Annotated in this window: 11 protein-coding genes; 6 read left to right on the forward strand and 5 right to left on the reverse strand. The window is 69.0% G+C overall.

Annotated elements, in window-relative coordinates; genetic code table 11:
* Positions 1–1,969: sensor histidine kinase (locus E1294_RS18980; RefSeq protein WP_132509866.1), on the reverse strand; the 1,969-nt coding region annotated here is incomplete at its 3' end.
* Between the two features lie 501 nt (positions 1,970–2,470).
* Between E1294_RS18980 and E1294_RS18985 the strand changes: the two genes are divergently transcribed.
* Positions 2,471–3,454, forward strand: coding sequence for an ABC transporter substrate-binding protein (locus E1294_RS18985; protein ID WP_165977365.1), 984 nt, complete (start codon positions 2,471–2,473; stop codon positions 3,452–3,454).
* Between the two features lie 28 nt (positions 3,455–3,482).
* Here the strand turns inward: E1294_RS18985 and E1294_RS18990 are convergent, their stop codons facing one another.
* Genes E1294_RS18990 through E1294_RS19005 form a run of 4 tightly spaced genes read right to left on the reverse strand, consistent with a single transcriptional unit; the run spans position 3,483 to position 7,669 of the window.
* Positions 3,483–4,070 (reverse strand): GTP-binding protein, encoded by a 588-nt coding sequence (locus E1294_RS18990; protein WP_132509870.1) that lies wholly within the window; start codon positions 4,068–4,070, stop codon positions 3,483–3,485.
* Positions 4,051–4,431: a DUF742 domain-containing protein gene (locus tag E1294_RS18995; RefSeq protein ID WP_132509947.1), complete on the reverse strand. Its 381-nt coding sequence runs from the start codon at positions 4,429–4,431 to the stop codon at positions 4,051–4,053. The genes E1294_RS18990 and E1294_RS18995 overlap by 20 nt, the downstream gene beginning before the upstream one ends.
* Before the next feature lie 38 nt (positions 4,432–4,469).
* Entirely contained in the window at positions 4,470–4,892 is a 423-nt protein-coding gene (locus E1294_RS19000; RefSeq protein ID WP_132509872.1) for a roadblock/LC7 domain-containing protein, read from the reverse strand.
* On the reverse strand, positions 4,889–7,669 hold the full coding sequence (locus E1294_RS19005; RefSeq protein WP_132509874.1) for a sensor histidine kinase: 2,781 nt from the start codon (positions 7,667–7,669) through the stop codon (positions 4,889–4,891). Before E1294_RS19005 ends, E1294_RS19000 begins: the two co-directional genes overlap by 4 nt.
* 608 nt (positions 7,670–8,277) lie before the next feature.
* Here E1294_RS19005 and E1294_RS19010 point away from each other — a divergent pair.
* From E1294_RS19010 to E1294_RS19030, 5 genes are all read left to right on the forward strand, one after another.
* Entirely contained in the window at positions 8,278–9,279 is a 1,002-nt protein-coding gene (locus E1294_RS19010; protein WP_132509876.1) for an ABC transporter substrate-binding protein, read from the forward strand.
* The gene (locus E1294_RS19015) at positions 9,276–10,091 is read left to right on the forward strand and encodes an ABC transporter permease (RefSeq protein ID WP_165977366.1); all 816 of its coding nucleotides are present in this window, start codon (positions 9,276–9,278) and stop codon (positions 10,089–10,091) included. Before E1294_RS19010 ends, E1294_RS19015 begins: the two co-directional genes overlap by 4 nt.
* Positions 10,088–10,894, forward strand: coding sequence for an ABC transporter permease (locus tag E1294_RS19020; protein WP_132509880.1), 807 nt, complete (start codon positions 10,088–10,090; stop codon positions 10,892–10,894). The genes E1294_RS19015 and E1294_RS19020 overlap by 4 nt, the downstream gene beginning before the upstream one ends.
* A gap of 160 nt (positions 10,895–11,054) precedes the next feature.
* Complete coding sequence (locus E1294_RS19025) at positions 11,055–11,825, forward strand: ABC transporter ATP-binding protein (protein WP_132509882.1); 771 nt, start codon at positions 11,055–11,057, stop codon at positions 11,823–11,825.
* 275 nt (positions 11,826–12,100) lie between these two features.
* The gene (locus tag E1294_RS19030) at positions 12,101–12,925 is read left to right on the forward strand and encodes a DUF4429 domain-containing protein (RefSeq protein WP_132509883.1); all 825 of its coding nucleotides are present in this window, start codon (positions 12,101–12,103) and stop codon (positions 12,923–12,925) included.
* Positions 12,926–12,933: the final 8 nt, after the last annotated feature.

The raw sequence follows: 12,933 nt of genomic DNA on the forward strand, positions 1-12,933 counted from the left end.
GGGAGGTCGTGGAGAAGGCGGGCGGTGGGGTGAAGAAGCCGGAGGGCTGGGCGAGCGACGGAGGGAAGAAGGCAGCGGGTTGGGGAGCCGGAGTGGGAAAGGCGGGGGTGGTCTGGGCCGGGCCCAGGTGGGGGTGGAGCAGAGAGCCGGGCAGGAGCACGATCGCGGTCAGACCGGCCGCGTGCGAGCGCAGCCGCACCCGTACGCCGTGGCGCTGCGCCAGCCGGGCGACCACGAACAGCCCCATGCGGCGGGAGACCGACACGTCCACCGTGGGGGTGCGGGCGAGCCGGGCGTTGGCCTGTTCGAGCTCGTCCTGGGTCATGCCGATGCCGGTGTCGTCGATGGAGAGCATGAGTCCGCCGCTCTCCAGCGTCCCGGTGGAGACGGTGACGCGGGCCTCGTACGGCGAGAAGGCCAGGGCGTTCTCGATCAGCTCCGCCAGCAGGTGGACGATGTCGTTGACCGCCTGTCCCGAGACGGCGACGCCGTCGGCGAGCTTGACCGCGACCCGCTCGTAGCCTTCGACCTCCGACAGCGCGGCGCGCACCACGTCGCCTAGGCCGACCGGCTCGTTCCACCGGCGGGGGGCGTCCTGCCCGGCCAGGACCAGCAGGTTCTCGTTGTTGCGCCGCATGCGCGTGGCCAGGTGGTCGAGGGTGAACAGGCCGGCGAGCCGCCGTTCGTCCCGCTCGCCCTGCTCCAGCCCGTCGATGATCTGGATCTGCCGCTGGACCAGGGTCTGGCTGCGCCTGGACAGGTTGACGAACATGGCGTTGACGTTGGCGCGCAGCCGGGACTCCTCGCCGGCCAGCCTGATGGCCTCGCGGTGCACCTCGTCGAACGCCCGGGCCACCTCGCCGATCTCGTCGTGGGAGTCGACTCCGATGGGCGCGGGCACGAGTCCCGTCTCGTCACCGCGCTCACGCAGCAGGCGGACCGTCTCGGGCAGGCGGGCGCCGGCGATGTGCAGGGCCTCGGTGCGGAGCCTGCGCAGCGGGCTGACCAGGGACCGGGCCATGATGGCCGTGATGATCAGGACCGCGAGCAGCAGCAGGAGGCTGTAGGCGGCGGCCAGGAGCGCGTCCCGGCGGGCGGCGTCCTTCAGTGTCCTGCTGTGGACGTTGATCTCCTCGCCGAGCCGGCGCTGCATGGTCCAGATCCCGTTCACGGAGCCACTGCTCGCCTCGAACCAGTGGTCGGCGTCGTCCTGGCGCTCCGGCTCGATGTCGATGCGGTTGCCGTCGGCGGCCTGGGCCAGCGCGCGCAGCCGGATCGCCTCGGCCCGGTCCACCAGGGTGCCGGTGACGGTGTCGTCGTACAGCTGGCGCTGGTCCGGCGTGGCCACCGACTTGAACACGGTGACCTCGCTCTCCTGCCGCGCGCGGGCGGCGATGAACCGGTCGAGCTCGCCGCTCTGGAACCGTCCGGCGGCGGCCGCGCCGGCGAGCAGGCCGCGCTGCTCGGAAGCGGCGTTGTACGCCTTGGACAGGGCGGAGAGCGCGGCCACATCGCCGGCGAGCGCCTCCTGGTCGCCTCCCTTGCCGATCTCGTCGTGGAACTGCGTGAGCACGGCGATGATCTGGGAGTACTTGGTGACGGTGGGCAGGGCGAGAAGCGCGGAGCCGAGCACGGTGCTGCGGGTGGCGGCGATCTCCGGCAGGCGGCTCAGCATCTGCCGGGTGAGGGTCGGCGCGCTCTCGCCGTACGCGGGGGTGATGGTCGCGGCCTTCTCGCGGAACGCCTCGGCGGCGGCGTCCACGGGGCCGAACTGCGCGCGCAGCGGCTCCTCGCGTTCGGGGGTGCGGCCGGCGGCCACGTAGTGCACGGCGAGGTCACGTTCCAGGGCCAGCTGGTGGGTCAGCTCGGTGACGGAGGCGCTGAGCTCGGATTTGTCCATGACGCGCTGGTACTGGCCGGCCAGCGTCCACGACGTGATGACCTGCTGTGCGCCGACCACGATGCTCACCCCGGTCGGGATGACGATCAGGGCGATGAGCCGCGAGCGTACCCGCCAATCCCGGAACCGGAATTTGCGCCGTCCTTTTCCGCCGTTGCGGCCATGCGGCTTCGACGGTGAAGGGGGATGGGGACGGTGGACGTCCGCAGGCGATCGGTTGCTCACTGGCTCCACTCTCTGGCCTACATATACGCCGGCATCGGCACCTGATGCGCACCCCCCGAGACGAAGAGCAATTTCAACACACGCCAGGCAGGTTGCGCCAACCTTACAAATCACCTGACTCCCTGGAAAGGATGACGTACAGCAAATCGGCCCCAGCGAAGCAGAGACGTCATGAAAGCCGGACAGTAACCGACAATCAGCGATGTTTCACTGGGCCGTGGCTCAGGGCAATTCATGGCATTCGCGCCACTCCTGCTGTACGATCACCGCCTGTCTCCGTGACGCCGCCTTCGGTTCCGATTCCCGGCGTCCACGGCGGCCTCGATGCCTCGGCCAAGGAGGACCATGCGATCCGGGCCCGCCTTCCGCGCCTGCGTGGCGCTCGCCGCCACGATCGTCCTCACCGCATGCGCCGGCGCCGGCCCCGCACCGCCCTCAGGCGGTCAGCGGGGAGGCCTGGAGAAGACCGCGCTGACCATCGGCGTCAGCCCGACACCTTCGTCGGCTCCGGTCTTCATCGCCGACCGCAGGGGGTTCTTCAAGGAGGAGGGCCTGACCGTCAGGACGGAGGTCATCCAGGCGCCGCAGGCCGTCATGCCGAAGATCCTCAACGGCACCATGGACATCTTCAAGGGCAGCTACGTGTCCCTGATCAACATCCAGGGCAGCGGCGCGGCGAAGATCAAGATTCTGCACGACAGCCTGGCGGCCGCGCCGGGCATCGCCGGTGTCGTGGTCATGAACGACTCCCCGTTGCAGGGCCCGAAGGACCTCAAGGGCAGGACGATCGCCGTCAACTCGCTCGACAACCTGGGCACGATGTCGATGAGCGCCCATCTGAAGGCTTATGAGATGACCCCCGACCAGGTGAAGTTCGTCGTGGTGAACTTCGAGGCCCAACTGGCCGCGCTCAAGGAGTCGCGGGTGGACGCCGCGTGGATGGTGGAGCCGTTCCTGTCCGCCGCCCAGCAGGCGGGCGCGCGGCTGTTGCTCGACACCAACACGGGCCCCACCGACGCGCTGCCGATCGACGGCTGGGCCGCGACGGAGGAGTGGGCGGCCCGGCACCCGAGAACCGCCGCGGCCTTCCAGCGCGCCGTGTCCAAGGCGCAGCGCCTGGCCGCGGCCGACCGCGCGGTGCTGGCCGAGGTCGTCCCGCTTTACACCCAGACCCCGAAGGAGGCGGTGATGACCATGGCGATGGGGACGTTCCCCACGTCGCTGAACGCCACGCGCATCCAGCGGGTGGCGGACCTGATGTACGAGTTCGGCTACCTGAAGTCGAAGGTCGACGTGGCCTCGATGGTCGTGCCCATCCCCGGGCAGTGACGCGAGCCCGCCCGCTCGCGGAAGGGGCTCAGCCGCCCCAGCCCGGCACGGCCATCCTGACCGAAAGGGCGTGTTCGACCAGGTTGATCAGCGCGGCCTTCACGGAGTCCTTCGACCTGGCGTCCAGGCGCACCATCGGGATGTGCGGGGCCAGGGTCAGGGCATCGCGAACTTCGGCGTCGCTGTGCGGATATTCTCCGTCCCATCCGTTGACGCCCACCACGAACGGCAGTTGCGCCTCCTCGAAGTAGTCGATGGCGGGGAAGCTGTCGGCCAGACGCCGCGTGTCGACCAGCACCACCGCGCCGATCGCCCCGCGCACCAGGTCGTCCCACATGAACCAGAACCGATGTTGCCCGGGCGTGCCGAACAGATAAAGGATCAGGTCACGGTCGAGAGAGACCCGGCCGAAGTCCATCGCCACGGTCGTCGTCGACTTCAACGGCGTCATGCCCAGATCGTCGATGCCCGCGGAGGCGTCCGTCATGACGGCCTCCGTGGTCAACGGCATGATCTCCGACACCGCGCCGACGAACGTCGTCTTGCCCACCCCGAAACCTCCAGCCACCACGATCTTCGTCGAGGTGAGGCCGGGGCTAGAGCCTGCGAAGTCCACTGAGCACCCTTTCGAGCAGATTGACGTCCGGCCTACCCTCATCCAGCTGTGGCTGGTGCACGCGGACCAGACCTTCGGCGGCCATGTCAGCGATCAGGACCCGTACCACGCCCAGGGGGATCCGCAGCAGGGCCGACACCTCCGCCACCGACCGGACCTGCCGGCACAGTTGGCTGATCGCCTGGTACTCCGGCGTGATGTGCGAGAACTCCCGCTGCTCGGCGGTCGCCGAGGACACCAGGGCCTCCATCGCCAGCTTGACCCGCGGCGCCGTTCGTCCGCCTGTCACCGCGTACGGCCGGACGGGCGATGCCGGGTCGGGATTCAGCGGCGACGGGGACTGGGGCTGAGGCGGAGGCACCCAGTCGCCGCTGTTCCATCGGGGGTCTGTCACCTACGTCACCTTGTCTGGCTGGCGCGCAGCTCCGCGCGCACAGCCGGAGTCAGCACCTGACCGGCGCGATCAACCATCAGCGTCATCTGATACGCCACCAACCCCATGTCGCAATCCGGAGCCGCCAGCACCGCCAGACACGAACCATCACTGATCGACATGATCAGCATCAACCCACGCTGCATCTCCACAATCGTCTGATTAACCGCACCCCCCTCGAACACCCGCGCCGCACCCTGCGTCAAACTCACCAGACCCGACGCGATCGCCGCCAGCTGATCCGCCCGATCAGCCGGAAAACCCGACGACGCCGCAAGCGGCAACCCATCAGACGAGACCACCACCGCGTGCGCGACCCCGGGAACGGTGCTGACGAAATCGGTGATCAGCCAGTCGACTCCGCGTGCCGCGTGACTCAGGTCTCTCATGCGTCCTCCTCTCTGTTGTCGTCCGCCGGGCCAGAGGGGAACGCCCTGCCCTCGCTGATGTCATCACGTGCCGCCCGGAACCCCTGCTGGAAGCTGGAGAGCCGGTTACGGATCCGGTCCGGCGACACCGACGGCATCGGCGTCACCCCCTTCGGCGACGACGAGGTGTCCGCCGATCCGGGCACCAGGTTGGCCTTGGGCACCCGCTTGGGCAGCCCGGCGGCCGTCGATCCATTACGCACTGGCTCCACCACCGCTTCTGCCGCGCTCCAGCCTTCGTCCGCCTTGGACGGGCCCCAGCTTGCGCCACTCCCGTCGCGGCCGAACCAGGCGGACTCGACGGCGGCGAAGATCGGCAGGTAGTCGTCCCCGCCCGAGGCGGGCGGGGCCGCCGGGATGGACCCCGCCGCGCCCGGATCCGCATCCTGGTGGCCGAACCCCGGCCGCTGCGGCGGCATCGTGCCGTTGCTCCAGCCCCCCGGCGGGGGCTCGGGGCCGGGCCGCCTGGGCAGGCCGCGGTCGCCGTTCAGTGCCGGGCCCCGGTGCGGGCCGCCCGAGTTCCACACGTCGGCCCCGTCGTAGCCGAGCGGCTCCTGCGGCCAGCCGCCGGGCTCGGGCTGCCAGGGAGCCGACGGCGGCCAGTTGCCGCCCGGGTCCGGGTTCGACGGGAAGGACGGGTGGCCGGGGCCCAGCTGGTACGGGGGTTGCGGCCAGTCCACGGCCGGCGGGGCGGGATGCGGGCCGGAGTACGGCTCGTCCCTGGGCCCGCCGCTCGCCGCGCCCGCGAGGGCGGAGGGCTGGTTGCCGGAGAACGTGGAGGGCTGGTTGCCGGAGAACGCGGGAGGCTGGTTGCCGGAGAAGGACGGCGTGCCGGTGGGGGGAGGCGCCTGCGAGCCCAGCATGTTCTCCGGGATCAGCACCATCGCGGTCAGCCCGCCGGAACTGTGCGGGCGCAGTTGCACCCGGATGCCGTGGCGGTGCGCCAGGCGGGCGACCACGAACAGGCCCATGCGCCGCGACACCGACACGTCCACGGTCGGCGCGTCCGTCAGGCGCTCGTTCGCCTGGGCCAGCTCCTCCTGCGTCATCCCGATGCCGGAGTCGGTGATCGACAACATCACGCCGCCGCCGTCGATCCTGCTGCCCGACACCGTCACCCTGGTCTCACGCGGCGAGAACGACAGAGCGTTCTCCACCAGCTCCGCGATCAGGTGGATGACGTCGTTGACCGCCTGACCCGCCACCGACACCCCGTCGGGCACCTGCAACACGACCCGCTCGTAGTTCTCCACCTCCGACAGGGAGGCGCGGGCGACGTCGACCAGCTTGACCGGCTGGCTCCAGCGGCGCGGCGGGTCCTGCCCCGCCAGCACCAGCAGGTTCTCACTGTTACGCCGCATACGCGTGGCCAGATGGTCCAGCTTGAACAAGTTCCCGAGCCGCTGCTCGTCCTGCTCACCCTGCTCCAGACCATCGATCAACGTGATCTGCCGCTCCACCAGCGTCTGACTACGCCGCGACAAGTTCACGAACATCGCGTTCACATTGCTCCGCAGCCGCGCCTCCTCGCCCGCCAGCCGCACCGCCTCACGGTGCACCTCGTCGAACGCCCGCGCGACCTCACCGATCTCGTCGTGCGTGTCCACGCCGATCGGGTCGACCGGCGGGACCGTTCCTTCTCCGCTTTCGCGCAACTCGCGCACGGTGCCCGGCAGGCGGTTGCCCGCGATGTCGAGCGCCTCGCCGCGCAGCTTGCGCAGCGGCCTGATCAGCGAGCGGGCGATGAGCGAGATGATCGCGAGCACCACGAGCAGCAGCACCAGGATGAAGCCGCCGGAGATCAGCGCCGAGCGGTTGGCGCTCTCCTCCAGGGCCCTGGCACGCAGGATGACCGAGGACGACAACTCCTTCTCCACGGTGCGCAGCGCGTCGATCTTGCCGGTGCTGACCTCGACCCACGTGGCCGCGTCCTGGGCGGGCCGGCCACCGATGCTCAGCTCCTTGCCCTCGGCCGACTGCGCCATGGCCCGGAGCCTGAACAGGTCGGTCTGGTCGACGTCCCGGCCCACGACCGTGTTGCGATAGAGCTCGAGTTGTTCGAGGTTGGCCAGGGTGGCGAACAGCGTCGTCTCACTTTCCTCACGCGACTTGGCGTCGGAGAGCGCGTCGAGCTCGCCGCTGTCGAAGCCCTTCCTGTCCAGCGCGCTGGCCAGGATGCCGCGCTGCTCGGACGCCTGCTCCTTGGCCCTGGCGATGGCGGCCCGCGAGCCGGCGCTGCGTGACACCTCGTCGTCCACCGCGACCGTGCCGACCTGGTCGTGGAACTGCAGCAGGGTCGCGATGATCTGCGAGTACTTCTGGATCATCGGGAGGGGCTGGATCTTCCCGTTGACCGCCGTGTCGCGTACCGTCCGGATCTCGTCGAGCCGGCGCAACACCGGTCGTACGGCGTCGGCGTGGGTGTCCGTGATCGCCGCCGCCCGCTCCTTGGCCTCCTCGATGTGGCTGTTCACCGCGCTGTAGGTGGTGCGCAGCTGGGCTTCGCGGTTACCGGGACGGCCCTGGGCGATGAAGAGCGCGGTCTCGTCGCGTTCGAAGGACAGCTCGTGCGTGACGGTGCCGAGTTGCTGGCTGAACTCGGCGACCTCTCTGAGGGTCTGATAGGTGTTGGCGTCACTGAGCGAGGTGATCACGTTCAGTCCGCCCAGCCCCACGGCCACGGCCGTGGGAACGACGATCAGCGCGACAAGCCGCGACCGTACGTGCCAGTTGCCCAATCCGAACCTTTTCGAGGTCGGCTGAGGCAACCGTCGCTTCTCATGCCCGTGCGGCTCGCGGTCGGCGGAAGCTTCGGCGCTCTGCGTTCTCACTTGCCTTCGCAACCTCTCGCCTGGAGGGGGAATTCTCGGGGGCCGTGCAGGTTATTGCAGGTGGGGCAATATGTACGTCCAGATAAGCGCCATTTGAGCACAGGGGTCGCCAGGGGCCAACCACCACTAGTGCCCAGATGGGGCGTTTATCCCTTGTTGTCCAGAAAATTCGACAGAATCAGTAGAGGGCCTCTCATCAGGTGAAACAGGCAATAAAGAGCCGCCCGCGGGCCACCTCTTGACTCGCAGAAAAGATCGAATAGTATGCACCATCAGCTAACTGATGTCTCGCGCTCACCTCCAGTCCCAAAACGGACAAACATTCGTACGCGTATCGGTCGTCAGAATTTCACGATAGAGCCGGAAGCAGACATTGCAACCACAAGTGCTGTTCTCGCGATAATGACCGCTAATTTGGTGCTACCGTCGATCTCTGTTGTGCGTCAGGCACGCAGTCCCCCGGGAGCAGAAGCCCCCCGGTTCCCCCCTGGCTCCATCTGAAGGGAGTCCCTGACATGAGGCTTGGCCGTCCCGCCAGGACCGCCATCATCGGGATCGCTCTGATACTCGGTGTAGTCGCGTGCAGCACCGGCGGCTCAACGACCGCCAGTGCGCCATCGTCCGCACCCGCCAACGGCGGCCTGGAGAAGACGGAGATCAAGGTCGCCACCCTGCCCGCCATCGACAGCGCAGCCCTCTACGTGGCCATCGACCAGGGGCTCTTCGAGAAGGAGGGGCTGGAGGTCACCCCGCAGGTCGTCCAGGCCTCCCCCGAGGCCATCCCCATGATGCTGAACGGCGAGATCGACGCCATGTTCGGCAACTACGTCTCGATGTTCGCCGCCCACGACAAGGGCTCGCTCAAGCTGCGGATCCTGGCCGAGGGTTCGCGCGCCTCCCCCGACTCGCTGAGCATCATGGCGCTGCCCGACTCGCCCATCAAGGCGCCGAAGGACCTCGAAGGCAAGACGATCAATGTGAACGTCCTGCACAACTTCCAGGAGCTGGCGCTCACACAGGTGCTCAAGGCCAACAACGTCGATCCGGCCACGATCAAATACGTGCAGGTGACGTTCCAGAACATCATGCCCTCCTGGAAGGGCGGCCAGATCGACGCCGCCTACCTCGGCGAGCCGATGGTCACGGCGGCCACGGCCTCGATGGGCGCCCGCAAGATCCTCGACCCCGCGTCCGGCCCCGCCGCGGAGTTCCCGATCTCCGGCTACGTCAGCACGCAGGAGTGGTACGACAAGAACCCCAAGGTCGCCGCGGCGTTCCAGCGGGCCATCCACAACGCGGGCAAGCTGATGGAGAACAACCGTGAGGTCGTGGCCAAGGTGCTGCCGACCTTCACGCAGATCAACGCCGCCACGGCGGCCACCGTCACCTTCCCCTACTTCTCCAGCAACGACAATCCGGTCCGCCTCCAGCGGGTGGCCGACTGGATGCTGGAGGCCAAGTGGTTGTCCAAGGCGATCGACGTGAAGACCCTCATGTCGCCCACCACGTCAGGGTGAGCGCTCAGACCCTGTCCCGTGCCCGCCCGGCGTCCACGACCACCCGCTGGTCACGCCGGGCGGCCGGGGCGCTCGCCTTCGCCGCCCTGATCGAGCTGGTCAGCCGGACGGGCCTGGCCGATCCGGAGTTCCTGCCGCCGGCCACGGAGATCGTCGGGCGGGCGGTCACACTGCTCGCCGACCCCGCCTTCCTCGGGCATGCCCTGACCAGCCTGCTCGCCTGGGCGATGGGGCTGGGCATCGCGACGGCCATCGCGGTGCCGCTCGGCCTGCTGCTCGGCAGCGTCCCGCTCATCGACGCCGCGATGCGGTCGGTCGTGGAGTTCCTGCGGCCGATCCCGTCGGTGGCGCTCATCCCGCTGGTGGCCCTCGTCATCGGCACCGGGCTCCAGTTGCGCGTCACGCTGGTGGTCTACGCCTCGTTGTGGCCCATCCTCTACAACACGATGTACGGCCTGCGCGGCGTCGACCCGCTGGCCAAGGAGTCGCTCAAATCGTACGGCTTCGGCCCCCTGGCGGTGCTGCTGCGCGTGTCGCTGCCGTCGTCGGCGCCCTTCATCACCACCGGCGTCAGGCTGGCCGCCGGGGTGGCGCTCATCCTGACCGTCAGCACCGAGATCGTGGCCGGGCGGGGCGAGGGCATCGGCGTGTTCATCTTCTTCGCCGGGATCGCCGTGCCCGCGCGGATGGCCGACATCCTGGCCGGGGTGTTCTGGGTCGGCCTGTTCGGAGTCGTGGTCAACGCGCTGCTGGTGGCCGCCGAGCGGCGGGCGTTCCGCTGGCATCACGCGCAGTTGGGAGAGCGGCCATGAGGCGCAGAGGGCTGCGCACGGCGGCGTTCCGCTGGGTGGTCCTGCTCGTGCTCGTCATGGCCTGGGAGACGGCCACGCGGGTGGCGGGCAGCACGTTCTTCCCGCCGCCGAGCACGATCGTGACCCGGATGCACACCATGTGGTTCTCGGGCCCGCCAGATGCGTTGTTCCTGACCGACGCGGCGGTGGAGAACATCCTGCCGAGCCTGGGCAGGATGGCCGCGGGCTTCGCAGGGGGCGCGCTGGCCGGGGTCGTGCTCGGGCTGGCGGTGGGGCTGTCCGCCAGAGCGTACGACTATCTCGACGGGGTGTTGCAGTTCCTGCGCGCGATCCCGCCGCCCGCGCTGGTCACCGTCTTCCTCGTGGTGTTCGGGTTCGGGCTGAAGATGCAGCTGGCGTTCATCATGTTCAGCATCGTGTGGCCGGTGCTGCTCAACACCGCCGACGGCGCCCGCTCGGTCGAGCCGCTGCACCTGCAGACGAGCCGGGCGTTCCGGCTGTCACGGGCGGAGCTGCTGGTGCGGGTGGTGGTGCCGTCCACGCTGCCCAAGATGTTCGCCGGGCTGCGACTGGCCCTGTCGCTCTCGCTGATCGTCATGGTCTTTTCCGAGCTGCTGCCCGGCACCACGAACGGCATCGGTTTCCAGATCACCGACGCCTACTCCACGTTCGACCTGCCCGGAATCTGGGCCGGGATCGTGTTGCTGGGGGTGCTGGGATACGTGCTCAACGAGCTCTTCCTGGTCGCGGAGCGCCGGGTGCTCGGCTGGCACCACGCCGCCCAGCAACTGGCGGCTCCGTGACCGTGCCTCCCATGGCGTTGGCGCCCGTGAAAGACTGAGATCACGTTCCCAAGAGGTTACCTAACCGACATGTCCGGCAATTTACCCTCCGATAATGTTGTTGTCCCCGGCTCCGCAAGAGCCGCCGTGCAATCTGCGGCCTCGTCCCCAAGGACATCCATTGCTCGAGATAGACAACCTCTCCCACGTTTACGGCGGCGGCAGCCCGAACGCGCACCACGCCATCGACGGGCTCAACCTGAGCGTCGCGGCGGGTGAGCTGCTGTGCATCGTCGGCCCCTCGGGATGTGGGAAGTCGACGCTGCTGCGCTCGATCGCCGGCCTGATCACCCCGACAGGTGGTGAGATCAGGGTCGAGGGCGCCGTGGTGCGCCAGACCCCCGACAACCTGGCCGTCGTCTTCCAGGACTACAGCCGCTCGTTGTTCCCGTGGATGTCGGTGGCCGACAACGTGGCGCTGCCGCTGCGCCGCAAGAACATGGACAAGCGCCGGCGCCGCGAGGCCGCCCACGAGGCATTGGAGTCGGTCGGGCTGCAGGACGCGGGGCGCAAATATCCGTTCCAGCTCTCCGGCGGCATGCAGCAGCGGGTGGCGATCGCGCGTGCGCTGGCCTACCGGCCGACCCTGATGCTCATGGACGAGCCGTTCGGCTCGGTCGACGCCCAGACCCGCGAGGACCTGGAAGATCTGGTGCTCAAGGTGCGCGGCCACCACCAAATGACGATCGTGCTCATCACGCACGACATCGACGAGAGCGTCTACGTCGGCGACCGCGTGGTGGTGCTCTCCAAGGCCCCGGCGCACGTGGTGGGCGACCTCAAGGTGGACCTGCCCGCGCCGCGCGACCAGATCTCCACCCGCGAGCACCCCGACTTCGTGCACCTGCGGGCCGAAGTCGGCCGCCTGGTCCGCGGCCACGCGACCGTGTAAACCCTTCCCTCTTCCGCCTCGCCCCCGGTCCGCAGCCACGCGGCCGTGTTCGCACCGCGGCTGTGCGGCTGTGCGGCTGTGCGGCTGTGCGGCTGTGCAAAAACCGTCATTCTTTACGGCTGGCGCCAAGGTCACGCCAGACGCCGCACATGGCTGGGGCCTCCAGGGAGACGCCTGCTGACCGGCACGGGGCGGGCCGCCGTCACGGTGTTCCTTCAGCCGGTTACGTGGTTGTACTCCGGCCCGTTGGCGAAGGAAAGCCTATTCTGGATTTCGTGGCGGATGTGCTGGCAGGCCGGGGCTGCTCGTGGGAGTTCGAATCCGAATTTCTGCGCATCAAGCCCGACAGCGGAAAAGCGTCCAAACTTCTCTCCGAACTCGGCGAGCGAGTGGTGCCCCACGAGGCGATCGCCGAGGTCACCCTCACTCCAGGCAAGCGGGGCACCGTGGTGCTGCGGGCTGAGCCCAGACGTGGCGCCGACCCCCTGATGACCGCCGCGGCCGGGCAGCTCAAGGAGGCCGCCGACCCCTATCGGCTGGTGTTGCCCGCCGGCAAGGAGTCGCTCGCCGACTACTACGCGGACGAGCTGCGCTCGGCCCTCACCGACCGCGGCCCCGCCACGCGTTTCCTGGTCGCCCCTCCTGAGCCGCCGCGCGCCTTCAAGGGCTGGGACGGCGCGGCGGCCTTCGACGGCGACACCATCACCCTCACCTGGTTCTGGTCGGGAGCGACGTCGGCCAAGTACGCGGCGGGCGACCAGCGCTACACCCCCGCCGACCTGGAGGGTGTCGACTGGCACGCGCCGGATGGGGCGAGCGGGTGCCTGCGGCTCAGGGTGCGGGGGCGGCGGCCGCCTCCCGAGCCCGACAAGGATCCCGCCGCCGTCGTCTTCGGGCTGGGCTGGGGCGCCACCCACAAGTCCCTGCCCTTCGCCGCCGCCGTCCTCGCCGCCATCCCCGCCCCCGAGCCGAAGGCGCTCCCCTCGGCCGTGGCCGACGTCGCCGGGCTGATCGCCAAGCTCGGCGAGCTGCGCGACGCCGGGCTGCTGACCGAGGAGGAGTTCCGGGTCAAGAAGGCGGAGCTGCTCTCCCGCATATGAGCCGCCCC

Source organism: Nonomuraea diastatica, assembly GCF_004349015.1.
In the GTDB taxonomy this organism is placed as follows: Bacteria; Actinomycetota; Actinomycetes; order Streptosporangiales; family Streptosporangiaceae; genus Nonomuraea; species Nonomuraea diastatica.